20 protein-coding genes and 1 pseudogene are annotated in these 23,745 nt (G+C 71.7%); 9 read left to right on the top strand and 12 right to left on the bottom strand.

Annotation, left to right across the window (positions count from 1 at the left end; genetic code table 11):
- Positions 1 to 118: 118 nt before the first annotated feature.
- Positions 119 to 1,483 (bottom strand): aspartate aminotransferase family protein, encoded by a 1,365-nt coding sequence (locus tag ACWCPY_RS21025; RefSeq protein ID WP_329820303.1) that lies wholly within the window; start codon positions 1,481 to 1,483, stop codon positions 119 to 121.
- 259 nt (positions 1,484 to 1,742) lie between these two features.
- Between ACWCPY_RS21025 and ACWCPY_RS21020 the strand changes: the two genes are divergently transcribed.
- The 4 genes and pseudogenes from ACWCPY_RS21020 to ACWCPY_RS21005 all read left to right on the top strand — a co-directional run bounded on the left by ACWCPY_RS21020 (position 1,743) and on the right by ACWCPY_RS21005 (position 6,158).
- A complete protein-coding gene (locus ACWCPY_RS21020; RefSeq protein ID WP_451267049.1) occupies positions 1,743 to 3,608 on the top strand; it encodes a serine/threonine-protein kinase in 1,866 nt (621 codons plus the stop codon).
- 97 nt (positions 3,609 to 3,705) lie between these two features.
- A pseudogene (locus ACWCPY_RS21015) lies at positions 3,706 to 3,795 on the top strand (transcriptional regulator); the annotation flags it as partial.
- Positions 3,792 to 4,028 carry a DUF397 domain-containing protein gene (locus ACWCPY_RS21010; RefSeq protein WP_451267047.1) on the top strand — a complete coding sequence of 79 codons (237 nt, stop codon included), beginning with the start codon at positions 3,792 to 3,794 and terminating at the stop codon, positions 4,026 to 4,028. The pseudogene ACWCPY_RS21015 and the gene ACWCPY_RS21010, both read left to right, overlap by 4 nt.
- 141 nt (positions 4,029 to 4,169) lie before the next feature.
- Complete coding sequence (locus ACWCPY_RS21005) at positions 4,170 to 6,158, top strand: Ig-like domain repeat protein (RefSeq protein WP_451267045.1); 1,989 nt, start codon at positions 4,170 to 4,172, stop codon at positions 6,156 to 6,158.
- A 158-nt stretch (positions 6,159 to 6,316) separates the two neighbouring features.
- Here ACWCPY_RS21005 and ACWCPY_RS21000 read toward each other — a convergent pair whose 3' ends face one another.
- The 4 genes from ACWCPY_RS21000 to dnaN form a co-directional block, all read right to left on the bottom strand.
- The gene (locus ACWCPY_RS21000; protein WP_451267043.1) at positions 6,317 to 6,778 is read right to left on the bottom strand and encodes a GNAT family N-acetyltransferase; all 462 of its coding nucleotides are present in this window, start codon (positions 6,776 to 6,778) and stop codon (positions 6,317 to 6,319) included.
- A 131-nt stretch (positions 6,779 to 6,909) separates the two neighbouring features.
- Positions 6,910 to 7,842, bottom strand: coding sequence for a CPBP family intramembrane glutamic endopeptidase (locus ACWCPY_RS20995; protein ID WP_451267041.1), 933 nt, complete (start codon positions 7,840 to 7,842; stop codon positions 6,910 to 6,912).
- 150 nt (positions 7,843 to 7,992) lie between these two features.
- On the bottom strand, positions 7,993 to 8,823 hold the full coding sequence (locus ACWCPY_RS20990; RefSeq protein ID WP_451267039.1) for a phosphotransferase family protein: 831 nt from the start codon (positions 8,821 to 8,823) through the stop codon (positions 7,993 to 7,995).
- A gap of 8 nt (positions 8,824 to 8,831) precedes the next feature.
- On the bottom strand, positions 8,832 to 9,965 hold the full coding sequence (dnaN, locus tag ACWCPY_RS20985; protein ID WP_451267037.1) for a DNA polymerase III subunit beta: 1,134 nt from the start codon (positions 9,963 to 9,965) through the stop codon (positions 8,832 to 8,834).
- Positions 9,966 to 10,301: 336 nt separating this feature from the next.
- Between dnaN and ACWCPY_RS20980 the strand changes: the two genes are divergently transcribed.
- Positions 10,302 to 11,780: a helix-turn-helix domain-containing protein gene (locus ACWCPY_RS20980; protein ID WP_451267182.1), complete on the top strand. Its 1,479-nt coding sequence runs from the start codon at positions 10,302 to 10,304 to the stop codon at positions 11,778 to 11,780.
- Positions 11,781 to 11,864: 84 nt separating this feature from the next.
- Here ACWCPY_RS20980 and ACWCPY_RS20975 read toward each other — a convergent pair whose 3' ends face one another.
- From ACWCPY_RS20975 to ACWCPY_RS20965, 3 genes are all read right to left on the bottom strand, one after another.
- Positions 11,865 to 12,752, bottom strand: a complete 888-nt coding sequence (locus ACWCPY_RS20975) for a glycoside hydrolase family 19 protein (protein ID WP_329820295.1) — start codon at positions 12,750 to 12,752, stop codon at positions 11,865 to 11,867.
- 306 nt (positions 12,753 to 13,058) lie between these two features.
- Positions 13,059 to 13,910, bottom strand: coding sequence for a glycoside hydrolase family 19 protein (locus ACWCPY_RS20970; protein ID WP_451267035.1), 852 nt, complete (start codon positions 13,908 to 13,910; stop codon positions 13,059 to 13,061).
- Between the two features lie 257 nt (positions 13,911 to 14,167).
- Positions 14,168 to 15,451, bottom strand: a complete 1,284-nt coding sequence (locus tag ACWCPY_RS20965; protein WP_329197109.1) for an adenylosuccinate synthase — start codon at positions 15,449 to 15,451, stop codon at positions 14,168 to 14,170.
- A gap of 186 nt (positions 15,452 to 15,637) precedes the next feature.
- On the opposite strand from ACWCPY_RS20965, the gene ACWCPY_RS20960 reads away from it, so the two are divergent.
- On the top strand, positions 15,638 to 16,495 hold the full coding sequence (locus tag ACWCPY_RS20960) for a diacylglycerol kinase family protein (RefSeq protein ID WP_451267033.1): 858 nt from the start codon (positions 15,638 to 15,640) through the stop codon (positions 16,493 to 16,495).
- Between the two features lie 190 nt (positions 16,496 to 16,685).
- Here the strand turns inward: ACWCPY_RS20960 and ACWCPY_RS20955 are convergent, their stop codons facing one another.
- Positions 16,686 to 17,249 (bottom strand): GbsR/MarR family transcriptional regulator, encoded by a 564-nt coding sequence (locus ACWCPY_RS20955; protein ID WP_451267031.1) that lies wholly within the window; start codon positions 17,247 to 17,249, stop codon positions 16,686 to 16,688.
- A gap of 101 nt (positions 17,250 to 17,350) precedes the next feature.
- Here ACWCPY_RS20955 and ACWCPY_RS20950 point away from each other — a divergent pair, with 101 nt between their 5' ends.
- The 3 genes from ACWCPY_RS20950 to ACWCPY_RS20940 all read left to right on the top strand — a co-directional run bounded on the left by ACWCPY_RS20950 (position 17,351) and on the right by ACWCPY_RS20940 (position 20,312).
- Entirely contained in the window at positions 17,351 to 18,283 is a 933-nt protein-coding gene (locus ACWCPY_RS20950; RefSeq protein WP_451267029.1) for an ABC transporter ATP-binding protein, read from the top strand.
- On the top strand, positions 18,280 to 19,914 hold the full coding sequence (locus tag ACWCPY_RS20945; protein ID WP_451267027.1) for an ABC transporter permease: 1,635 nt from the start codon (positions 18,280 to 18,282) through the stop codon (positions 19,912 to 19,914). The genes ACWCPY_RS20950 and ACWCPY_RS20945 overlap by 4 nt, the downstream gene beginning before the upstream one ends.
- Before the next feature lie 68 nt (positions 19,915 to 19,982).
- Positions 19,983 to 20,312 (top strand): hypothetical protein, encoded by a 330-nt coding sequence (locus ACWCPY_RS20940; protein ID WP_451267025.1) that lies wholly within the window; start codon positions 19,983 to 19,985, stop codon positions 20,310 to 20,312.
- Between the two features lie 45 nt (positions 20,313 to 20,357).
- Here the strand turns inward: ACWCPY_RS20940 and ACWCPY_RS20935 are convergent, their stop codons facing one another.
- From ACWCPY_RS20935 to ACWCPY_RS20925, 3 genes are read right to left on the bottom strand one after another with little or no spacing between them, the layout of a single operon-like run.
- On the bottom strand, positions 20,358 to 21,587 hold the full coding sequence (locus ACWCPY_RS20935; RefSeq protein ID WP_451267023.1) for a cytochrome P450: 1,230 nt from the start codon (positions 21,585 to 21,587) through the stop codon (positions 20,358 to 20,360).
- 51 nt (positions 21,588 to 21,638) lie between these two features.
- The gene (locus ACWCPY_RS20930) at positions 21,639 to 22,316 is read right to left on the bottom strand and encodes a response regulator (protein ID WP_451267021.1); all 678 of its coding nucleotides are present in this window, start codon (positions 22,314 to 22,316) and stop codon (positions 21,639 to 21,641) included.
- Positions 22,313 to 23,641, bottom strand: a complete 1,329-nt coding sequence (locus tag ACWCPY_RS20925) for a sensor histidine kinase (RefSeq protein WP_451267019.1) — start codon at positions 23,639 to 23,641, stop codon at positions 22,313 to 22,315. The genes ACWCPY_RS20930 and ACWCPY_RS20925 overlap by 4 nt, the downstream gene beginning before the upstream one ends.
- Positions 23,642 to 23,745: the final 104 nt, after the last annotated feature.

Below are 23,745 nucleotides of genomic sequence, written 5' to 3'. Positions count from 1 at the left end.
CCGCTGTGCCCGGATCCGGGCAGGGGAGGAGCGCGTCGCACTTTCGGACAGCGTCACCGACTGTGCTGCCGGGCCGCGCGGCTCCGGACCGCGTGGGTCGGGGCCGCGCGGCTCCGGGTCACACTGTGTGTTCGTCCGCGACGGACAGCGCCGCGTCGAGAGCCGCGAGGCCCTCCTTCGCCTCGGCCTCGGTGACGTTGCAGGCCGGAACGGCGTGCGTGCGGTTCATGTTGATGAAGGGCCACAGGCCGTTCTTCTTGGCCGCGGCGCCGAAGGCCGCCATCGGCGCGTTGGCCTCGCCCGTCGCGTTGTACGGGACCAGCGGCTCGCGGGTCTCCTTGTTGCGGACCAGGTCCAGCGCCCAGAACGCGCCGAGGCCGCGGACCTCGCCGACCGACGGGTGGCGCTCGGCGAGTTCGCGCAGGCCCGGGCCGAGGACCGTCTCACCGATGTGGGCGGCGTGCTCGACGACCTTCTCGTCCTCCATCACGTGAATGGTGGCGACGGCCGCCGCGCAGGCCAGCGGGTGACCGGAGTAGGTCAGTCCGCCCGGGTAGGCGCGGGTCTCGAAGGTCGCGGCGATCTCGGCGGAGATCGCGACGCCGCCGAGCGGTACGTAGCCGGAGTTGACGCCCTTGGCGAAGGTCATCAGGTCCGGCACCACGTCGAAGTGGTCGGCGGCGAACCACTTGCCGGTGCGGCCGAAGCCGGCCATGACCTCGTCGAGGATGAAGACGATGCCGTACCGGTCGCAGATCTCGCGGACGCCCGCGAGGTAGCCGGGCGGCGGCGTCATGATGCCCGCGGTGCCCGGGATGGTCTCCAGGATGATCGCGGCGATGTTGCCGGGGCCCTCGAAGGCGAGGGTGTCCTCCAGGTGCTGGAGCGCGCGGGCGCACTCCTCGGCCTCGGTCTCGGCGTGGAACGGCGAGCGGTAGAGGAACGGCGCCCAGAACCGCACGACGCCCGCCGAGCCGTTGTCGGACGGCCAGCGGCGCGGGTCACCGGTCAGGTTGATCGCGGTGGAGGTGGCGCCGTGGTACGAGCGGTAGGCGGAGAGCACCTTCGAGCGGCCGGTGTGCAGCCGGGCCATCCGGACGGCGTTCTCGACGGCCTCGGCACCGCCGTTGGTGAAGAAGATCTTGTCCAGGTCGCCGGGGGTGCGCTCGGCGATGAGGCGTGCGGCCTCGGAGCGCGCCTCGATCGCGAACGCGGGGGCGAAGGTGGCGAGCTTGCCCGCCTGCTCCTGGATCGCGGCGACGACGACGGGGTGCTGGTAGCCGATGTTGGTGTAGACGAGGCCGCTGGTGAAGTCCAGGTAGCGGTTGCCGTCGTAGTCCCAGAAGTACGCCCCCTCGGCGCCGGCGACGGCGAGCGGGTCGATCAGACCCTGGGCGGACCAGGAGTGGAACACGTGCGCGCGGTCGGCGGCCTTCACGGCCGCACCGGCGGCGGGGTCGACATGAGGGGCATGAGGGGTCATGCGGCGAGCGTAGGCGGCGCCCGGAGCGGTCCGACATGGCCACCTTGTATGGCGTGGCGCGCTCTGGTGGGCAGGGTGTCGGGTCGTCGGCGTACCGGGTCGGCCCGTCGGCGCAGGGGGTCGGGCCCCACGCCTCCGGAACTCCCCAATACTCCCGAAGCCGCAACCGGCCCGGCCGTGCGCCGCGTGGATCCCTATGATCGAGCGAGCCACGCCAGGCACGGTCAGTTGAATCCCGGGGGAAGGACGTGTCAGCGCCATGCAGAGCCTGACGCCACAGGATCCGCGCGCCATCGGCGCGTACCGGCTGCTGGGCCGGCTCGGCGCGGGCGGCATGGGCCAGGTCTATCTGGCCCGGTCCGAGCGCGGCCGCACCGTCGCGATCAAGCTGGTCCGTGGCGAACTCGCCGAGCAGCAGGAGTTCCGCGACCGGTTCCGCCACGAGGTGCGGGCCGCCCGCCAGGTCGGTTCCACCTGGACCGCCCCGGTGCTGGACGCCGACACCGAGGCCGCCGTGCCCTGGGTCGCCACGGGATACGTCGCCGGCCCCTCGTTGCACGCCACCGTCACCGGCCGCCCGGGCACCCCCGGGTCGGCGGCTTCCGGTGCGTACGGCCCCCTGCCGGAGCGTTCGGTCCACATCCTGGGGGCCGGTCTCACCCACGCCCTCCGGGCCATCCACACCGCCGGGATCATTCACCGCGACCTCAAGCCCTCCAACATCCTGCTGACGATCGACGGGCCGCGCGTCATCGACTTCGGCATAGCCCGGGCACTCGACACCGTCACCGGGGGCAGTGTCACCCGCACCGGGGCGCTGGTCGGATCGCCCGGTTTCATGGCGCCCGAGCAGGTGCGGGGCGAGCGGGTGACCCCGGCGTGCGACGTGTTCTGTCTGGGCTCGGTACTGGCGTACGCCTCGACCGGCCGGCTTCCGTTCGGGGCGTCCGACAGCGGTGCGGCCGCGCAGATGTTCCGGATAGCGAAGGAGGACCCGGACCTGACCGGCGTCCCCGTGGACCTCGTCGAGCTGATCCGGGACTGCCTGCACAAGGACCCGGCCGCCCGCCCGACGACGGACGCGATCCTGGAGCGCCTGGTCGACGGAGACACGGTGGAACCCTGGCTCCCGGGCGCGCTGATCGCCCAACTCGGGCGCCATGCGGTGGAGTTGCTCGACTCCGAGGATCCGGAGGAGGTGACGGCGGCCGAGCAGTCCCCCGCACCGGACCCGACACCCCCGACGCCCACCCCCACGTCCCCGTCCACGCCTCCCGCGGACTACCTCCTGCACCCGCCGTCCCCGGCGGCCGTCACCCCGACCCCGACCCAGACCGCCGCACCGGCGCCGCACGCATCCCCCGCCTACGGCTACCCGCCGCTGTCCGGCCGGCCGCACCCCGGCCAGGGCTTCGGCCCCCAGCAGGGCCAGGCCGGGTACGGATATCCGCCGCAGCAGCAACAGCCGTACCAGCCAAACGGGTTCGGCCCCACTCCCCCGTACGGCCCCGCCTTCCCCACCGCCACGCAGACCGAGCCCGAACCCGCCCGCCGCGGCAGGGGTTCGACCATCGCGCTCATCACCGTCGCCGTGCTCGTGGCCATCGGCGCGGGCGGCTCCGTCTACGCGCTCATGAACGGCAGGACGCCGAGCCCGACGCCGGGCCCCACCGGCTCCTCGTCCGCCTCGGGCTCCTCGGGCGCCTCGACCGGCGACCCGTCATCGCCGGACCCCTCCCCGAGTGCCGGCCAGAAGAACGGCGACGGCCCCATCCCCTCCGGCTACATCGGCACCTGGTCCGGATCCATCGAGAACGCGGCCGGCCACTCGACCCGGAAGCTCGTCATCCAGCAGGGCACGGTCGGCAAGAGCGTTCTCACCCTCACCGCGGACGGCCCGCTCGACACCGGTGGCTCCTACCACTGCGTCTTCCGGGCGAGCCTGTCCTCGGAGCCCTCGCAGGGCGGTCCGGTCGAGATCGGCCCCTCCACGGTCACGGTGGGCGAGCCCATGACGTCCTGCACCCCGGGCGGCGCCACCACGCTCACGCTCCTCCCGGACGGCACCCTGAGCCGCGAGAACAACGACAGCGGCGAGAAGCTCACGTACACCAAGGACCAGTAGCGGGACGGGCGTTCACCCCAGCAGCGCGGATGCCGCGTTGAGCAGCAGCAGCGCATGGGCGAACCCGCCCGGCACGGTGGGCGGGAAGCACCATCGCGCCCAGCGCTATGCGAAGATCCGATCACGGGCCACGGGTCCTCGTGAATCGCTGGGCCTCGTCGAGCGGTTGGCAGGAGTAGAGGAATGAGCAACACCCTGCGGTGGTTCGAGTCCAGCTACAGCGACAGCGGCGGCGGCAACTGCATCGAGGTGGCCTTCGACTGGCGCAAGTCCTCGTACAGCAGCGACAGCGGCGGCGAGTGCATCGAGGTCGCCACCTGCACACACGCCGTCCACGTCCGGGACTCCAAGGTGCCCGAAGGCCCCACCTGCGCGGTTGCCCCCGGCGCCTGGGCGGCATTTCTCACCTGGGCGAGCTGACCATGCGCGGGGCCGGAGGCGTCCGGCCCCACAAATGTGTACGACTTGTGGACGCCATGACATACCCTGCGTTCCTGGGCCGCACCCCTGACTCATCTCCGGGTGCCATGCGGCCCTCTCTTACCGTGGGGGTAAATCATTTTGCGTACGCGCAGAATCTCGACCGCGACCTCGCTCGCGGTTCTCTTCAGCTCAGTGGTTCTGGTCGGCGGGGCGGCGAATCCGGCCGCTGCCGACTCCTCCAGGATTCTTCCCGCCGCCTCCGTCGGCGACGTCGTCGCGGACGGCGTGCACAAGCGGGTCTTCATCAGTGACCCGACCGGTGGCAAGGTCCTCGCCACCGACTACAGCGGCAACGTCGTCGGAACCATCCCGTCGCTGCCCGGTGTGACCGGCCTCGAACTCTCCGCCGACTCCGGCACGTTGTACGCGGGCGTGCGCGGCGCCGACGCCATCGCGGCGATCGACACCTCCGCCCTGGTGGAGTCCGCGCGTTACGCGACCGGCGCGCACACCGGGCCCGCGTACCCGGCGCTGGCGGGCGGCAAGCTCTGGTTCGGCTACGGGGCGGCGACCGAGGGCAACATCGGGTCGATCGACCTGTCCGGCGCCGAGCCGGTCGTCACCCTGGACCAGGAGCCGGACCGCACCTGGTACTCGGCCCCGACCCTGGCGTCCACGCCGGGCGCCCCGGGCACGCTGGCCGCCGGGATCGAGGGGCAGAGCCCCGTCCAGCTGGCCGTGTACGACGTCGCCTCGGGGACGGCCACGCGCACCGCGCAGGTCCGCACCGACGGCAGCAACCTGCGTGACCTGGCGCTGACCCCGGACGGCTCGCAGGTCGTGGTGGCCAGCGGGGCCCCGTACCGCCACCAGGCGTACCGGACGTCCGACCTCACCACCGGGACCTCGTACCCCTCCGACGCGTACCCCAACGCCGTCGACATCGCGCCGGACGGCACGGTCGCCGCGGGCATCGACGGGTCGTACGAGCCGGACGTGTACGTCTACAAGCAGGACACCACCACACCGATCCGGACGTACGACTTCCCCAACACCGGGACCAGCAGCGGATCGGACCTCCTGGTGCCGGCCGGGCTGGCCTGGGCACCGGACACCAGCCGGCTCTTCGCCGTCACCGAGAACAGCGCGGGCGTCCGTTCGCTGCGGGTGCTCACCGACGCCGTGAAGTCCCCGACCACCGTCACGGTGAACGCCCCGGAGAAGTCGGCGCTCGACAAGAAGCTGACCGTCACCGGGCGGGTGAAGTCCGCGGGCGCCTTCCCGGCGGGTTCGAAGGCCACGGTCACGCGCACCGACATCGAGTCGCCCAAGGGCAAGTCGCTGCCCTCGGTGACGCTCAAGTCGGACGGCAGCTTCTCCTTCACCGACACCCCGACCGCGGGCGGCGACGTCACCTACAAGGTGTCGTACGCGGGCGACGCGACCCACTCGGCGGCCTCCGGCTCCGACAAGGTCGCCGTGTCCCGTACGGCCACCTCGCTGACCCTGAACCACAACAAGGCGCTGTACTCCTACGGCGCCGATGTGTCGTTCACCGCGCACCTCGGCAAGACGTACAAGAACCGCACCGTCGAGCTGTGGGTGGACCCGTTCGGGTCGGACAAGCCCAACAAGCTGGTGAAGACCGGCAAGGTCAACTCCAAGGGCAACCTGTCGACCACGGTGGACATGACCCGGGACACCACCGTCACCGCGGTCTTCAAGGGCGACGGCCGGTACGCCTCGAAGAAGGTCACGTCGACCGCGTTCGCCAAGGTGAAGGTCTCGACCTCCATCTCGAAGCAGTACAAGACGGCGAAGATCGGCAAGACGTCGTACCGGTACTTCCACAAGAAGACCGACCCGGTCTTCACGACGACGATGACGTACTACAAGAACCGCTCGCACAAGCTGTCCCTGGAGCTGTACTACCAGGGCAAGTGGTACGACGCGGGCTCGCAGTACTTCATGCTCGGCACCGGCGGGAAGTCCCTCGTGACGCTGAAGGGCACCCATGACACGGGCTACCGGATGCGCGTCCGTGCCTCGTACGTGAACGGCACCTCGGGCGACTCGGTGAACTCCACCACGCACGGCGCGTGGCAGTACTTCATCTTCACCAAGTAACCGGACAGCGGGCTGCCCCACGCGTGGGCGGCACGGGTGCGGGGCCGGGCGGATCGCCCGGCCCCGCACCCGTACCCGGACCCTCCGCCCGGGACCCTCGGATGCGCACTCATCTGCCGGAGACGGCTCGCGTCATCGCGTTGGACATCCGAGATCCGTCAGCGGTCCTCGTCGAGCACCAGCATGATGTGCTCGTTCTCGGCATACCAGACCGTCTCGGTACGCCGGAAGCCGTGCTTCTCCAGCAGCCGCACCGAGCCGATGTTCCCGAGGAAGGGATCGGCGTGCAGAGGGCGGGCCTTCTCCCGCTCCAGGAAAAGCCCGAGCGCCCGCGTGCCGACGCCCCTGCCCCAGTGCTGCCGACCGAGCCAGTACCCGATGAAGCGCCGGTCCTCGTCCCACCACGCCACAAGGTTGCCCGCCAGCGCCCCGTCGACGGTGACAGCCTGTACGAAGACAGTCGGATCTCCGAGGACTCTGGTCGTCCAGTGGGTCATGAAGGCATCTCGTTCCCGGGGCGGGAAATTCGACCGCCGCGCGGCCTCCGGGTCATGCTCCTGCGCGAAGAACACCTCCAGGTCGGCCAGTCCAACATCTCTCAAACGCACCTGGTCACTCATGCCACGGAGTCTGACACCGGCCACTGACAGACCCGGGGCGACTGCTCGCCGCCCACGCCCATGGCCGAAGGGCGTCCGACAGCGAGGACGTCACGCTCGACGGACCTGACCCGCCCGTCCGTCGGGAGCTCTCACCGTCCGCGGGCCGATGCGGGGCGAGGGGTGGTCCGGGCCGTGTAGTAGGACGGCCGGAGCCGGCCGGTCAGCGTCAGGAAGGTGACGAACGCGCCTGTGGCGATCCATCCGGGCCATCCGGCCATGCTCATGTGCAGGGGATCCAGCGCGGCCTCGGGATCGGCGAACTCCGTGACCATTCCGACACTCACCGAACTCACGAACGCATGGCCGATGACGGCGGGTACGACCGAGCCGGAGCGCAGCCGCAGCCAGGTGAAGACCGGCAGGATGAGGAGGCAGCTCACCAGCATGGCCGGCACCGACACGTACCAGGGCCGACCCGGGTACTGGCCGCCCATCAGCAGTGTGGGCAGGTGCCACAGGGCGAAGGCCGCGCCGGTGATCGCGTACGCCCGTATCAGGCTCCGGCGGTCACCGTCCTGTGCGAGGCGCGGGAAAAGGTAGCCCTGCCAGCCCAGTTCCTCGCCGAAGAACAGCGGCAGCGACACCAGCATGCTCAGCACCGCCGTGACCGCCCACCCGCCGAGCCCGTTCCAATGAACCCCACCGAACGGGTAGCTGCCCGCGACGGTTCCGATGACAAGAGCAGCCGTGGTGAGGCCGGCGGGGACGGCGAAGGCCAGCAGGCACGCCCGTACGCCACGCCCCCAGGGCTTCGTCCAGCGCAGGGCGAGCGTGTCCCGCACCCGTCCGCTGCGCTCGACAAAGCGGACGACGAGGATCGCGGCGAGGGCGGGCGCCAGCATCGCGGCCGCGATGCACACCTGCTCCAGTGCACCGGCCTCCTCGCGTGCGTCGCCGCGCCGGTAACCGTCGGCCAGGAGTGGTGACATGGCCGCCCACATGCCGATGTAGGCGATACCGAGGTAGATGAAGAGACCACGTCGCCGGTTGACGGGCGGCAAAAGCCTGGTTGGGAGTGTCATGACATGGAACCTACGGATCGGCGCAGCGGCGAGGAATCCAGCCGGCACGTGCATCGGCGGTGGAGCCTGCTCCACCCCCGCATGGGATCCCTCTCCACCCCTCTCGTCGCTCAGGGCGAGGAAGTGCGGCCCGTGGCGGGGCTGTTCGCCTCAGCCCAGCAGTTCACGCAGTCGGTCCGCCTGCCTCTCGGCCGTACCGGGCGGGTTCCTGCGATGCGCGGAGTCCTCGAACGAGAGGATGAACAGCCAGGTCAGCGCGAGCAGTCGACGACACTCCCGTAGCCGGATGCGTTCCTCGGCGGTCAGGTCGAAGCAGTCGAGGAAGGCCGTGGCGTCGAAGCCTCCGTCGACCCAGCCGGAGACATGCTCGGTGATCTCCGCGAGCTCGAAGGCCCGGTCGCTGCGTCCGGAGTCCTCGAAGTCGACCACCCGGACCCGGGAAGCACGCGCGTCCCAGAGGTAGTTGGCGAGGTTTCCGTCACCGGGGCCGAACACCGGTGCGCCGGGGGCGTCCGGCCCGGCGGCGAGGCCCGACCGGTCCAGCCAGGCGATGCCCTTGCGCAGCGCCGCCCGCACCACGGCTGCGGCAGCCGTTCCGGGATCGCGGCCGTGCCAGGTGCGCAGCCGCGCGACGAGCCCGGCCTGGTGGTCCGGACGCATCGGCACCCGGGAAAGACGGTCGTACGGGATCGCCCCGTACAGCGCGTCGAGCGTCTCGGCCAGCGCCGCCGCCCTCGCCGCGTCCACCGGTGACCCCCGCAACGGGACCCCCGGCACGCGTGACATCACCACCGTCGGCGGGAAGGCGTCACGATCGACGGCGATCGGTGCGGGGGCGAGCCCCGGTGCATGGGCGTCCAACAGGGTCAGGGCCCGCCACTCACGGTCGAGCTGGGCGCGGGCATCGCCCTTCCGGTACCGCTTCGTCACCGCGTCGTCGCGGATCTCGATCGCATGGGTGCTCCACAGCGCGGAGTTCATGCCCCCCTCTATACCAGCGGCTTGGCCGACATCAGCAGGTGCTGGTGGGCGGGGCGGGAGGCCTCCGGGTCCTCGGCGGGCGTCAGGCCGGTGACCATCGCGCGCTGTCCCGGGCCCATCAGCTCGAACCTGATCGCAGGGGTGTCGAACGAGCCCAGGGCGTCCATCAGGTACGCGGGGTTGAAGGCGACCGTCAGGTCGTCGGCGCCCTCCAGGACGGCGGGCAGGCGCTGGGAGGCCACGTCGTCCTCGTAGCCCGCCTGGAGCAGCACCGAGCCTTCGGCGAACGTGAGATGGAGCGGGCTGCCGCCCTCCGCGACCACGGCGACCCGCTTGACGGCCTCGACCAGGGGCGCCCGGTCCGTCTGCGCCGTGACCGCGCCGGTCATCGTGAACAGCTTGTCGTGACGCGGCAGCCGGCCGTCGAGCAGACGCACCGTCGTACGCGTCCCGGCCAGTTCGAAACCGGCCGAGCCGGCGTCCAGCGCGAGCCGGACCGTGCCGCCCCGGCCGAAGGAGCGGACGATCTCGGTGAGCCTGCGGGCGGAGACCACGACATCGGCCGGAACACCGGCCGGGGCACCGTCCACGCCGGGCTTCCAGGCGAGGGTGCGCACCGCGAACCGGTAGCGGTCCGTGGCGGCGAGGGTCATCGTGTCGCCGTCCAGCGCCAGCCGGATGCCGGTCAGCGTCGGCAGCGTGTCGTCCCGGCCCGCCGCCACCGCCACTTGTGCCACGGCGGCCGCGAACTCCTCCGCGTCCACCTCGCCGAGCACCTCCGGCAGCGAGGGCAGCGCCGGGTAGTCGTCGAACGGCAGCACCGAGAGGCCGAACCGGGCACCGTCGCTCGCCAGCGAGAACCGTGAGCCCTCGACCGCGCACTCCACCACCTTCTCGGGCAGCACCCGGCAGACATCGAGCAGTCGGCGGCCCATGACCAGCACCTTCCCGGCCCGTACGGTCTCCGCCTCCACCTCGATGCGGGCGGACGCCTCGTAGTCCAGCCCCGAGATGCGCAGCCGGCCGTCCGCCGCCTCCAGCAGCAGCCCGCCCAGCACCGGAACGGGTGAGCGGGTGGGCAGCACCCGGGCGGCCCAGGCCACGGCATCGGTCAGTGCGGCGCGCTCGATGCGGAATTCCATGGCGGCGGCCTCTCCCGGTCGGCTCCGATCACGGTCGTGATCCCGCGCCGACACTAGGGGCCGCCACTGACAACGGAAGAAGAAGAACGGTTGCGGCCGACGCGACAGCGGCCACCCCCGTGAGCCGCTGCTGTCGCCCCCGTACCCCTCCCCCGAGGGTGCCGCAACCGTGTTCGGACTCTAGGTCCTCGGGTAGGTACTCGAAAGCTTCAATTCGCACGGTGTGGGCTGCGACGGGTATCAGTCCGCACAATCAAACCGGTACCCTGCATTCCGGTTTTTGGCAGGAGTGGAGGATCTGTGCACGCGCGGGAACGGGCCGATGACGTACTGCGGATGTACCGGCTGGCCCGGTCCGGCGGGTCGCGGGAGCTTCTGCACTGGGTGTCCGGCCGGGCGGCGGGCTGGGCCGGGCTCCTCGACGGGGACGGCACCGTGCTGCACGGCGTGACCCGCAGCCCGGACGGTACGGGCGTCCAGGCGGCCGCGCTGGCGGGTGAGTACGCGAAGGTCCTGTCGGGGCTCGACGCGCGCTCCTTCGCCTTCGACCGGGGCCCGCACACCGCGCTGCTCTTCCCGCTGGACGGCCCGCCGGACGCCGCCGCCCCGATCCTCGCCGTGGTCGCGCCGCGCCCGCTGCCGGACGGGCTGGCCATCCTGCTCTCCGACGTGGCGATGCCGCTCGCCATGTGCTGGGCCGCGGAGGCCGTGGAGCGCAAGCGGCGCCGCGTCGACCTCGCGGAGTCCCGCAGCCGGGAGGCGGTGCTGCATCTGCTGATGACGGGTCAGCTGTCCATCGCGCACCAGGTGGCGGGCGCCCTGCGGCCCACACTGCCCGACCCCGTGCGGGTGTACGTCGTGGAGTGCCCGGCCGGCCGACGCGACGAGGTGGCCCGGATCTGCACGGACCTTTCCGGCGGGCGGTCCTGGATCGTCCGCTGCCCGGTCTACGCGCGCCATCTGATCCTCGTCGTGCCTGCGGACGCGGATGTGGCCGAACAGCGGCTCGGCCTCCGGGTCGCCGAGGTGGTGACCGAGTGCGTCGTGGGGGTGAGCGAGAACCTGCCGCTGCCCGACACGGCGACCGGCTACCGCCAGGCGTTCCACGCGCTGGCCGTGGCCCGGGGGCTGCCGGACCGGCATGCCCGCTTCGGCTCGGCGCCGGACCCGGCCGTGGTCGCCGGGGCGTCCGGCGCGCGGTGGGCGGACGAGCTGCTGCACCCGTTGCTCACGTACCTGCCCCGGCGCAGCCAGGACCCGGGCAGCCAGGAACTCGCGGCGACGCTCGCCTCCTGGCTCGCGTTCTCCTCGCACGCGACCCAGCATCTGAAGATCCACCGGAACACCCTGGCCGCCCGGCTCCGGCTGATCGGCGAACTGCTCGGCCTCGACCTGAACCGGGTCGGCGACCAGGCCGCCCTCGACCTCGCCCTGCGCATCCGCGCCACCCCCACCTGTGCGGGCGAGGCCCGCCGGGACGAGAGGGCGGACCGGCCGCCCCTCGGCCTGGACGACATCCTGCGCGTCCCGGCCGTGCGGGAATGGGCGGTCCAGCAATTGCGCCCGCTCACCCGATCCGACACCCCCAGGAGCGCCGCCGACCCGCGGGAGACCCTCCGCGCCTGGCTGCGCTGCGAAGCCCAACTCGCCCCGACGGCAGCGGCCCTGGGCATTTCGGTGCCGGGGGTGCGCAAGCGTCTCACCCGGCTCGAATCGGCGCTCGGCCGCTCACTGCTCCAGACGCCCAGCGCCCGTTACGACCTGTGGCTCGCGTTCCGGTCCCTGGACGTCGCGGGAGCGGACATCGCCCGGTGAACCGAAGAGGGGGCGCGTCCGGCCGGAGCCGGGCACGCCCCCGTCGGGTGGGGGGTCCGCAACCGCGGACCCGCGGAATGCGGGTCAGCAGCTCAGATTGGAGCCGGGTGTGGTGCCGAGGATCGCCACGAACGCCTGGTAGCGGTCGATACGGCTCTGGACCTGGGCGGGGTTGCCGCCGTTGCACTCCAGGGAACCGTTGATGGAGCGGATCGTCTCGCCGAATCCCGCGCCGTTCACCATGGCGTTGTGGGCCGTCATGGTGCCGGGGCCGTTCTGGGTGTTCCAGTACCAGAGGCCGGTCTTCCAGGCGACCGAGGCGTTCTGCTCGACCAGGTACGGGTTGCCCAGCAGATCGATGCCGAGGGCGTCACCGGCTGCCTTGTAGTTGAAGTTCCAGCTGAGCTGGATCGGCCCGCGGCCGTAGTACGCGGCCTGGCCGGCCGGGCAGCCGTAGGGCTGGCTGCTGTCGCAGTAGTGCGGGTAGTTGGACGTGTTCTGCTCGACCACGTACACCAGACCGCCCGTCTCGTGGCTGACGTTGGCGAGGAACGCCGCCGCCTCCTGGCGCTTGACGGTGTCGCTCCCGGTGTTGGCGAAGCCCGGGTAGGCGCTCAGGGCCGCGGTCAGCCCGCTGTACGTGTAGAACGGATTCCGGTTCGGGAACATCTGGTTGAACTGCGCCTCGCTGACGACGAAGCCGGACGGGTTGCCCGGGTCCGTGCCGCCGCCACCGCCGCAACTGCCTTGGTCCGCCCAGACGTCGGAACTGCCGGGGGTCTCGTTCTGGGTCCACCACTTGGCGGTCCAGTTGTGCCCGTTGTAGGAGGCCGTCCCACCGCCGGTGTAGACGGACGAGGAGTTCCAGGGCGCCGCGCAGTCGGCTGCCGCGGCGGTGGTGGCGGGGAGAACGACGACCATTGCGACGACCGCGCCCAGCGCGGCCAGCAGGCCCATGATGCGTCTGATCATGCGATCACTCCTTCGGTGCGGCGCAGCGAGCCGGGCGGTGCACCGCAATGGGGGGTGACGGTCACTCAAGCGCTGCTGGTCTGGACCTGTCAAGGTCTGGACCAACAACGGGAACCCTTCCCTGCGGAGCGCTCACGGTCGGGCCGACGGCTCGTTCGCACCATCACTCCCGCCCTCAACAGCGGTGATTCCGGAGTGAGTTCATCCGGATCACGCCCCGCAGCGCGGACGGGGCCGAAGGTAAAAAAACCTCCGGCCCCGTCCAGCATGCGGAACGCCGGACCCGGCCGGCCCGGCGGCGAACCGTCAGCAGCCCAGCCGGGAGCCCGGTGCCGTGCCGAGGATGCCGGTGATCCGTTCGTACGTGGCGACCCGGGCCGCGACCGAGGCGGGATTCCCGCCGTCGCACTCCAGGGCGCCGTTGAGCGACCGGATCGTCTCGCCGAATCCCGCACCGCCGACCATCGCCTCGTGCGAGGTCATCGTGCCGGGGCCGTTCTGGGTGTTCCAGTACCAAAGGGCCGTCTGCCAGGCCACGGACGGGTCCCGCTCGACCAGCCAGGGATCGTCGAGGAGATCGAGGCCGAGCGCGTCGCCCGCGGCCTTGTAGTTGAAGTTCCAGCTGAACATGATCGGGCCCCGGCCGTAGTACGCCTTCTGTCCCGCCGGACAGCCGTACGGCCGGCTGTAGTCGCACTTGCGCCAGTAGTTGTCCTCGTTGATCTCCTTCACGTACTGGAGACCGACCGACTCGAAGTCCGCGTGGGTCAGGAACGCCGCGGCCTCCTGGGCCCGGGTGGTCGGCGTGCCGGTGTTCGCGAAGCGCGGGTAGGCGTGCAGGGCGTCGATCAGGCCCTGGTACGTGTAGAAGGGGTTGCGGTCCGGGAAGATCTCGTCGAACCGCGCCTCGCTGATGACGAAGTCCGAGACCCCTCCGGTGCAGGCCCCCTGGTCGGCCCAGACGGTCGTGGCACCCGGATTCTCGTTCCGCGTCCACCACTTGGCCGTCCAGTTGCGGCCGTGGTGCGAGACCGTTCCGCCCTGCGTGTAGGCGGTCGACGAACTCCATACGGGCGCACACCGCGCGGCCGGACCGGAGGCGGCGGATGCGGATGCGGCGGGGAGGAACGCGGCCGCCGCGACGACGGAACTCAGCACGATCAGAAGGCTCTTGATGCGTTTCAGCGCTGCTCACTCCTTCGACAGGGCACGCCGAACACCTCAGCGGGCCGTCTGGACGTCCCGCCACTCAAAACCCAATGGTCTGAACCTGTCAAGGTCTGGACCATTGACCCGCGCGCTCCGGAAGGACGACTGCCGGGGATGCCGGAGCACCGGCAGCCGGAAGGCCGAGAGGGCCGGAAGGTGGGGAGGGCCGGGACTCGCCGTCCCGGCCCTCCTGGCGTCCGCCGCTCCTAGAGGAAGGAGTTGATCTCGATGGTCTCGGTGCGGCCGGGGCCGACACCGATCGCGGAGATCGGGGCGCCGGACATCTCCTCCAGCGCCTTCACGTACGCCTGCGCGTTCTTCGGCAGGTCACCGAAGGTCTTGGCCTTCGTGATGTCCTCGGACCAGCCCGGCAGCATCTCGTAGACCGGCTTCGCGTGGTGGAAGTCGGTCTGGCTGTACGGGAGTTCCTCGACGCGCTTGCCGTCGATCTCGTACGCCACGCACACCGGGATCTGCTCCCAGCCGGTCAGCACGTCCAGCTTGGTGAGGAAGAAGTCGGTGAGACCGTTGACCCGGGTCGCGTACCGCGCGATGACCGCGTCGAACCAGCCGCAGCGACGGTCGCGGCCGGTGGTGACACCGCGCTCGCCACCGATCCGGCGCAGCGCCTCGCCGTCCTCGTCGAGCAGCTCCGTCGGGAACGGGCCGGCGCCGACGCGGGTGGTGTACGCCTTGAGGATGCCGATGACCCGGCTGATCTTCGTCGGGCCCACGCCGGCACCGGTGCAGGCGCCGCCCGCGGTCGGGTTCGAGGAGGTGACGAAGGGGTACGTGCCGTGGTCGACGTCGAGCAGCGTGCCCTGACCGCCCTCGAAGAGGACGACCTTGCCCGCGTCGATGGCGTCGTTCAGGATCAGCGTCGTGTCGGCGACGTAGGGCTTGATCTGCTCCGCGTACTGGAGCATCTCCTCGACGATCCTGCCGGACTCGATCGCGCGCCGGTTGAAGACCTTGGCGAGGAGCTGGTTCTTCTGCTCCAGGGCCGCGTCGACCTTCTGCTCCAGGATCGACTCGTCGTAGAGGTCCTGGACGCGGATGCCCACCCGGTTGATCTTGTCGGCGTACGTCGGGCCGATGCCACGACCGGTCGTGCCGATCTTGCGCTTCCCGAGGAACCGTTCCGTCACCTTGTCGATCGTGACGTTGTACGGGGTGATCAAATGGGCATTGCCGCTGATCAGCAGCTTGGACGTGTCCACGCCGCGGTCGTTCAGCCCACTCAGCTCGGAGAGCAGGACGGCCGGGTCGACGACGACACCGTTTCCGATGACCGGGGTACATCCCGGCGAAAGGATTCCGGAGGGGAGGAGATGCAATGCGTACTTCTGGTCACCGACGACCACCGTATGGCCGGCGTTGTTGCCGCCTTGGTAACGCACCACATAGTCCACGGATCCACCGAGGAGGTCGGTGGCCTTTCCCTTGCCCTCGTCACCCCACTGAGCACCGAGCAGCACAAGTGCGGGCACAGGCGTACACCCCTTCCGGGCGGGGCATGTCCAAGGTCAGGGGGCGTACGTAAACGCCGTACATGCCGTACGACGATGTACGACAAGGCCTGAACCGTCGAACCGGGTGCCCCGGAATAGACGAAGCCCCTGGCGCAATAGCGCAAGGGGCTCTTGCACCAAGATGCTACCCGAGGAAGGACCGAGGTGTCGGCTGCCCAGCCCCCCGGCGACGGTGCGCACCAGCTGCTGGTGGTCATCGACCCGGTCGCCCGCCGGACCGACGGCGAGTCCGTTCGTATCGCGAAGGACGTGCTGAGCGCCGGTTCGCACGCCAAGATCTGCCTGCCCGACGGGCCCGAGGAATTCGCCCGGGCCCTGGCCCGCCGGGGCAGTCGGCGGCCGGTGGTGGTCGGCGACGACCGCGCGCTGCGGCGGGCGGTGGCCCAGCTGCACCGGGGGCGCGAGCCGGCCGGGAGCGTGCTCTCGCTGATCCCGGTCGGCACCGCGGCCGCGCTGGAACTCGCGCGGTCGCTCGGCGTGCCGATGGGCGCGGTGGCGGCGGCGCGCACCGCGCTGGACGGTGCCGCGCGCAGGTTCGACCTGCTGGTCGACGACAGCGACGGCGTGGTCCTGGGCGCGCTGCGCATCCCGGCCCCGAGCACGCTGCCGGGCGCGGCGTCCGGGCACACGGGGGTCACCGCGGTCTGGGACACCTGCCGCAACCTGGTCCGCACCCTGGTGCGCCCCACCCCCGCGACGCCTGCCGCCCCGCTGCCGACGCACCGGCTGCGGGTCGAGGCCGACGGTGTCCTGCTGAACGATCTGGACCGCCCGGTCGAATCGGTGACCGTGACCTCTCAGGGCGGCGACGGGGGCCTCGCGGAGGTGGTGATCCGCCCGCCGTCGGCCGATCCGGTGACGGCGGAGGCGAAGGCCGTCACGGTCTCGGGCGCGGACTTCCGCTACCGGGCGGACATACAGGTCGGCGGCCCGGTGCGGACGCGGACCTGGACGGTGCGTGCGGGGGCCTGGGGACTGATGCTGCCGGTGGGCGAGGGATAGCCTCCGGCCGAGGGGGGCGAGGGATGTCGGACGCCCCGGGGAACGCGGACGGACCGGGCCCGGACGGGCGCGGGGAGGCGGGAGCGGCCGTTCGGGTGGCGCGGGAGCTGCCGGGGACGGCGGACGCGCTGGAGCGGTACCGGGCGCCCGAGTACGGCCCAGCGCCCCCGTCAGGCGTTCGCGCGGCCCGTCAGGCGTTCGCGCGGCCTTCGCGGGCCGGGAAGTCGAGCGTCTTGCGGTGCTCGTGCCAGCGGTCCATCATCCCGACCAGCTCCGCCTGCAGGAACTCGAAGAACGCCACCGTCTCGGCGATCCGGGCGCCGGCCGGGGTGTCCTCGCCCAGGATGCGGACGCCTTCCTTGAGGGTGCTCTCCCAGCGGGTGAGCACCCGGTCGCGGCTGGCGAAGGTGGTGAACCAGACCTCGTCGAGCAGGCGGTAGCGGTCACGGCGCGAGCCCGGCTCGCGCTCGCGGCCGACCATGCTGACCTGCGTGAGGTAGGTGACCGCGCCGGACACGGCCGCCGGGCTGATCTGCAGCGCCATGGCGAGCTCGGCGGAGGTCATGGAGCCGTCGTCGTCCGCGAGGAGCGCGGCGAAGACCCGCGACGCCATCCGCTGCATCCCCGCCTCGGTCATCTCCGACGCGAAGCGCTCCACGAACCGCGACACGGCCTCCGCATCGCGCCCGGAGCTCGCGCTCCGTCCGGTTTCGCCGCTCACGGTCTCAGCCTCGGTCCCGGTTTCGCTGGTCATCGCCCGATCGTCTCCCCTGTTTTCCCGGCCCCCGCCGTAACACCAACTTTATACGCTTCCTTAACTTCACAAATTTGTGAAAGTAGCGTACGTTCAGAATCATGACGAAGGCAATCACGGTGGCCGGACTGCACAAGTCGTTCGGTCGGACACACGCGCTGGACGGGCTCGACCTCACCGTCGAGGCCGGCGAGGTCCACGGCTTCCTCGGGCCCAACGGCTCCGGGAAGTCCACCACCATCCGGGTGCTGCTGGGCCTGCTGCGGGCCGACTCCGGCGCCGCCCAGCTGCTCGGCCGCGACCCGTGGCGCGACGCGGTGGAGCTCCACCGCAAGGTCGCCTACGTCCCGGGTGACGTCACGCTGTGGCGCAACCTCTCCGGCGGCGAGGTGATCGACCTGTACGGGAGCCTGCGCGGCGGCCTCGACCGGACCCGGCGCGCCGACCTCGTCGACCGGTTCGAGCTCGACCCGACGAAGAAGGGGCGTACGTACTCCAAGGGCAACCGCCAGAAGGTCGCCCTCGTCGCCGCCTTCGCCTCCGATGTGGATCTGCTGATCCTGGACGAACCCACCAGCGGGCTCGACCCGTTGATGGAGGAGGTCTTCCAGGACTGCGTCGCCGAGGAGCGTGCGCGTGGACGGACGGTCCTGCTCTCCAGCCACATCCTCAGCGAGGTCGAAACGCTCTGCGACCGGGTCAGCATCATCCGCCAGGGGCGGACGGTGGAGACCGGTTCGCTGGCCGACATGCGCCATCTGACGCGTACGAACATCCGCGCCGAGCTGGCAGGACCGCCCGACGGGCTCGCCCGTCTGCCCGGCGTCCACGACCTCGACGTCCAGGGCCTGCGGGTCACGCTCCAGGTCGACACGGACAAGCTGGACGCCGTGCTCAAGTCGCTCACCGCCTCGGGCGTACGGACGCTGACCAGCACCCCGCCCACGCTGGAGGAGCTCTTCCTGCGCCACTACGCGACCGACGCGGCGGACGCCCCCGGGACCGGCGAGGACGCGGAGGTGGCGGCGCGATGACCGCCGTGACCACGACCGCCCCGGCCGGCACCCGGCGCCGGCCCGGTGCCGCGACCGGACAGCTCGCCGGGACATGGACCCTGCTGCGGCTCGCGCTGCGGCGCGACCGCGTCATGCTGCCGATCTGGGTGCTCGCCCTCGGCGGCTCCTTCTCCTCCGTCGGCAGCTCCATCGCCTCCCTGTACGACACCGCCGCCCAACGCGCCGGACTCGCCGCGTCGATGAACGGCAACAGCTCGCTCCGGGCGATGTACGGACCGGTCTTCGACGACTCGGTCGGCGGGCTCGTGAGCTGGCGGATGGCCGCCTTCGGTGCGGTGCTGGCAGCCGTGATGAGCCTGATCGTCGTCGTCCGGCACACCCGGGAGGAAGAGGAGACCGGTCGTCAGGAGATGCTCTCCGCCGCGATGGTGGGGCGCCGCGCCCCGCTGACCGCCGCGCTCCTCACCGCGGTGATCGCGAACGCGGCCCTGGCACTGGTGGTCGCTGCGGGCCTGGCGGGGGCCGGCGCGGGCGGCGCCGGGGCGGTGGCCCTCGCCCTCGCGGTCGCGGGGACGGGTGTGCTGTTCGCCTGTACGGCCGCGATCGCCGCGCAGTTCACCGAGAGCGCCCGGCTCGCCAAGGGGCTGACGGCGGCGGTGATCGGTGCCGCGTTCGTCCTGAAGGCGGCGGGCGACTCGGCGGCGGACGACGGCTCGTCCGTGCTGACCTGGCTCTCCCCCGTCGGCTGGGCGGAGAACGTACGGGCGTACGCGGACGAGCGCTGGTGGGTGCTGCTCGTCCTCGCGGCGGCCGTGGCGGTCCAGGCCGTCCTCGCGTACGGCCTGGCCGGGCGGCGTGACGTCGGCATGAGCTTCCTGGCCACGAGACCGGGGCCCCCGCAGGGGCGGATCGCCACGGCGTTCGGTCTCGCGCTGCGGCTCCAGCGCGGTGCGCTGACCGGGTGGACGCTCTCCTTCGCCGTGGTCGGTGTCGCCTTCGGCGGGCTGACCGGCGGGGCGGCCGATCTCGTCGGCGACAACGCCAGGACCCGGGAGATCTTCGAGCGGATGGGCGGTCAGGCGGGCCTGACCGACGCGTTCCTCGCCGCGATGGTCTCCGTCCTCGGGATGGTCGCGGCGCTGTACATCGTCGCGTCGGTGCTGCGGCTGCACGGCGAGGAGACCGCCGGGCGCGCCGAGCCGGTGCTGGCGGGTGCGGTGAGCCGGACCAGGTGGGCGGCCGGTCATCTGGTCATCGCGTTCGGCGGCGCGGCCCTGCTCATGACGGCCGGCGGCCTCGGCCTGGCCGTCGGGTACGGCCACGAGCTCCCGGCCGTGCTCGGGGCCTCGCTGGCGCAGCTGCCGGCGATCTGGCTGCTGGGCGGGGTGGCGGTCCTGCTGTACGGGGCGTTCCCCAGGGCGGCGGTGGCGGCCTGGGGGGTCGCCGGGGTCTGTCTGGCCCTGGGGTGGATCGGGCCCGCCGTGGACATGCCGCAGGCGGTGATGGACGTATCGCCGTTCACACACCTGCCGAAGCTGCCGGGCGGCACGGGAATGGAATGGGGGCCGGTGTTCGCGCTCACCGCCGTCGCGGCGGTGCTGACCGGGGCCGGAGTGGGGGCACTGCGCAGACGCGATGTCCTGACCTGACGGTGGCGCGGGGGCAGGGAGCCCCGGCGGGTGCAACCCCGCAGCGGTGCCCCCGCGTCACTTTGTCCATGGAGAACCGAAGCGAAGCCGTCCGTGGAATCGCCGGATGCCTCGTCGTCGCCGCGGGCGGGGCCGCCGGCACGCTCGCCTGGGCGCCGTACGGCAGGCATGGCCTCGTGAGCGGCTTCGAGGGCGCGACGGAGTGGAACGTGCTCTGGCTCGGGCTGCCGGTGATGACGCTCGGCGGCATCACGGCCGGGCTCACCCTGGTCGCCCTCGCGGGGCGGAAGTGGCGGCGGGCGCTCGGGGCGGCGGCGGTGCTCGCCGCGATCACCGGCTTCGGGGTGGCCTTCGACGTACTGGAGGGCCCGCCCCTGGCCTGCGGACCGGGATGCTGAGCCGCGGGGCGGCCGGACGCCCGCGGGTCCCGGCCCGCGGCCCCGTCACAGCTCCACGCGGAGTTCCTTCAGCCCCCTGATCACATAGCCCGGGTTCCACTCCGGTTCGGCCGACAGCCGCATGCCCGGGGCGCGGCGCAGCAGCTCGCCGAAGGAAGCGGCCAGTTCGACCCGGGCCAGCGGGGCGCCCAGGCAGAAGTGGATGCCCGCCCCGAAGGTGATGTGCGGGTTGTCCCGCCGGGCCAGGTCCAGCGTGTCCGGGGCGGTGAAGCGGGCCGGGTCGCGGTTGGCGGAGCCGAAGAGCAGGGCCACCTCCGAGCCGCGCGGAATGACCGTCCCGTCGATCTCGATGTCGTCCAGGACCCAGCGCTCGAACATCTGCAACGGGGTGTCGTACCGCATCAGCTCCTCGATCGCCGTCGGCAGCAGCCCGTGGTCGGCGCGGAGCGCGGCCAGCTGCCCGGGGTGGCGCAGCAGGGTCCACCAGCCGTTCACGGTGGTGTTGACGGTCGCCTCGTGGCCGGCGTTCAGCAGCAGCACACAGGTGGAGATCATCTCCTGCTCGCTCAGCCGCTCCCCCTCGTCGTGGGCGGCGATGAGCGCGGAGATCAGATCCGTACCGGGGTTCTTGCGCCGCTCCTGGATCAGCTCGCGCAGATACGCGGAGAAGTCGAGCGAGGCGCGGACGGCGGCGCGGGCGGTCTCCTCGGACGGGTTCAGTTCGAACATTCCGCAGATCGCCGCGGACCAGGGCCGCAGCGGGGCCCGGTCGGACTCCGGGATGCCGAGCATCTCGGCGATGACGGCCACCGGCAGCGGCTCCGCGACCGCCGTGAGCAGATCGCCGCCGCCCGCCTCGACGAAGGAGTCGACCAGTTCGGCGGCCAGCCGCCGCACGGTCGGGACGAGCTGCTCGACCGTGCGCGGGGTGAACGCCTTGGAGACCAGGCGCCGGATCCGGGTGTGGTCGGGGGCCTCCAGGTCGAGGAGCCCCTGCCCGTTGAGGGTGTGGAAGGGCTCGTGCCCGGCGGGCGGCGGTGTCCGGCCGAACTCCTCGTGGGTGAAGCGGTGCAGATACGTGCGGCCCAGGCGGCGGTCGCGCAGCAGCGCGGACACATCGGCGTGGTGCGGGACGAGCCACTGGTCGGTCGGCTCGAAGCGGTGCACCCGGCCGGTGGCGCGCAGCGCGGCGTAGGCGGGGTACGGGTCGGCGACGAAGGCCGGGGACCAGGGGTCGAAGCGGGCATCGGCCGCGGAACGGTGAGTCGGGTGCATGGCCGGACGCTAACCGCACCCCACCGCCACCGGCCACCCGCCCCGGCGCCCTCAGGACGGGGTGACCAGCCGGGCCTCGTACGCGAAGACGGCCGCCTGGGTGCGGTCGCGCAGCCCCAGCTTCACCAGGATGCGGCTCACATGCGTCTTGATGGTGGACTCGGCGACCACCAGATGCGAGGCGATCTCGGCGTTGGACCGGCCCTGCGCGATCAGGACGAGCACCTCCGTCTCGCGCTCGGTGAGGTCGCCGATCCGGGCGAGGGCGGACGTGCGCGGGGCCTGTGCGAGCTTCGAGAACTCGTTGATCAGCCGCTTGGTGACGGTCGGGGCGAGCAGCGCCTCGCCCGAGGCCACCACCCGTACCCCGTCGGCGAGCTGGCGCGCGGAGGCGTCCTTGAGGAGGAAGCCGGACGCCCCGGCGCGCAGCGCCTGGTACACGTACTCGTCGAGGTCGAAGGTGGTCAGCACCAGCACCTTGGCGTCCGCGTCGGCGGCGACGATCTCGCGGGTGGCCTCGATGCCGTTGAGTTCCGGCATCCGGATGTCCATCAGGACCACGTCGGGGCGGAGCGCCGCGACCTGTGCGACGGCCTGCCGGCCGTCGACCGCCTCGCCGACGACCTCGATCCCCGGCATGGCGTTGAGCAGTACCGAGAAGCCCTCGCGGACCATCATCTGGTCGTCCACGATCAGCACCCGGATGGAAGGGGCGGTGGAAGTGCTCATGCCCGGTCCGCCTTTTCCCCGGGCTCCGCCCGGTCCGCCTTTTCCTTGGGCTCGGAACCGGCCTGTACGGGGATGAACGCGGCGATCTCGTAACCGCCCTCGCCCGTCGCCTCGGCCGTCATGTCCCCGTCCAGCATCGCGACCCGCTCCCGCATCCCCGTGATCCCGTGCCCGGCCCCCGGCGAGGGCTTCACCGGACCGGTGGGCGGCCCGTTGACCACCCGCAGGCCGAGCCCGCCCAGCACATAGCCGATCTCCACCTTGGCGGTGGCGCCCGGCGCGTGCCGCAAGGTGTTGCTCAGGGCCTCCTGGATGATCCGGTACGCGGACAGCTCGACGCCCTGAGGCAGTTCACGTATCGCGCCGGTGACCGTCTTCTCCGTCTCCAGGCCCGCCTCGCGGACATTGGCGAGGAGCCCGTCGAGCTGGGCGAGGGTGGGCTGCGGGGCGTCCGGGGCCTGGTAGTCCTCGGCCCGTACGACACCGAGGACCCGGCGCAGCTCGGTGAGGGCGGCGACGGCGTTCTCCCGGATCGTGACGAAGGCCTGCTCCAGCTCGGGCGGCGGGTTCTCCACCCGGTACGGGGCGGCCTCGGCCTGGATCGCGACGACCGACATGTGGTGCGCGACCACGTCGTGCAGCTCCCGGGCGATGGTGGTGCGCTCCTCCAGCAGCGTGCGCCGGTCGCGTTCGACGGCGGTCACGGTGCGCTGCACGGTCACCTCGCGCTCCGCGTCCTGGCGGATCTGCACCACGGCGACCACGAGCAGGGCGAGCGCGGAGACCACGGCCATGCCCACGGTGGTGGTCCCGGGCCGCCAGACGGCGTTCTCCATGAACGTGCCGAGCAGCACGGTCAGGCCCCACATCCAGCCGGCGGTACGCGGCCCGGTCCGGGCCGCGACGACGACCAGCACGACCAGGTGCGCGAAGAACGAGCTGGGCCCCCACGGCCACCCGCCGTGCCCGACCACCGCGGTCACCGGGGTCAGCAGCAGCGACATCCAGAACGCCCCCACCGGCCTGACCAGCGTCATCAGGACGCTGACGGCCGGGAGCACCGCGAGCAGCTCGGCGAGAGGGGAGGTCGTCACCGCGATCCCCGTCAGGAAGGTGAGGAGCGCCGCGGCCACCACCAGCGCGTGCGGTGCCCATACGGCACGCGCCTGTATCCGCTTCGGCAGCCGACGGATCAGCGGCCCGTCGGTCCGCAGCTGCGGCATCGGGCGGTAGGCGAACGCGTCGTGCATGAGGGCCTGCCGGAGGCCGCCCACCACCCCCGCTGCCATCCGGTACTCCGGACTTCTGCTCTTGGTCTCGGTCACGCCTCCACGGTAGGGGGCGGTCCGGGGCCCGGTCGTCAGCAGTGATACGGATCCTGCGCCGTCCGTCGCAAGTACTACGGCCTCCTCCGCACCGCGCCGTCCCG

Source organism: Streptomyces sp. NPDC002403, assembly GCF_053593015.1.
This window is presented reverse-complemented; position numbering and strand designations above follow the sequence as displayed.

Coding starts and splice junctions, on each gene's coding strand:
- ACWCPY_RS21025 (WP_329820303.1), bottom strand. CDS start 1,483: ATGACCCCTCATGCCCCTCATGTCGACCCCGCCGCCGGTGCGGCCGTG.
- ACWCPY_RS21020 (WP_451267049.1), top strand. CDS start 1,743: ATGCAGAGCCTGACGCCACAGGATCCGCGCGCCATCGGCGCGTACCGG.
- ACWCPY_RS21010 (WP_451267047.1), top strand. CDS start 3,792: ATGAGCAACACCCTGCGGTGGTTCGAGTCCAGCTACAGCGACAGCGGC.
- ACWCPY_RS21000 (WP_451267043.1), bottom strand. CDS start 6,778: ATGAGTGACCAGGTGCGTTTGAGAGATGTTGGACTGGCCGACCTGGAG.
- ACWCPY_RS20995 (WP_451267041.1), bottom strand. CDS start 7,842: ATGACACTCCCAACCAGGCTTTTGCCGCCCGTCAACCGGCGACGTGGT.
- ACWCPY_RS20990 (WP_451267039.1), bottom strand. CDS start 8,823: ATGAACTCCGCGCTGTGGAGCACCCATGCGATCGAGATCCGCGACGAC.
- dnaN (WP_451267037.1), bottom strand. CDS start 9,965: ATGGAATTCCGCATCGAGCGCGCCGCACTGACCGATGCCGTGGCCTGG.
- ACWCPY_RS20980 (WP_451267182.1), top strand. CDS start 10,302: ATGTACCGGCTGGCCCGGTCCGGCGGGTCGCGGGAGCTTCTGCACTGG.
- ACWCPY_RS20975 (WP_329820295.1), bottom strand. CDS start 12,752: ATGATCAGACGCATCATGGGCCTGCTGGCCGCGCTGGGCGCGGTCGTC.
- ACWCPY_RS20955 (WP_451267031.1), bottom strand. CDS start 17,249: ATGACCAGCGAAACCGGGACCGAGGCTGAGACCGTGAGCGGCGAAACC.
- ACWCPY_RS20950 (WP_451267029.1), top strand. CDS start 17,351: ATGACGAAGGCAATCACGGTGGCCGGACTGCACAAGTCGTTCGGTCGG.
- ACWCPY_RS20945 (WP_451267027.1), top strand. CDS start 18,280: ATGACCGCCGTGACCACGACCGCCCCGGCCGGCACCCGGCGCCGGCCC.
- ACWCPY_RS20940 (WP_451267025.1), top strand. CDS start 19,983: ATGGAGAACCGAAGCGAAGCCGTCCGTGGAATCGCCGGATGCCTCGTC.
- ACWCPY_RS20935 (WP_451267023.1), bottom strand. CDS start 21,587: ATGCACCCGACTCACCGTTCCGCGGCCGATGCCCGCTTCGACCCCTGG.
- ACWCPY_RS20930 (WP_451267021.1), bottom strand. CDS start 22,316: ATGAGCACTTCCACCGCCCCTTCCATCCGGGTGCTGATCGTGGACGAC.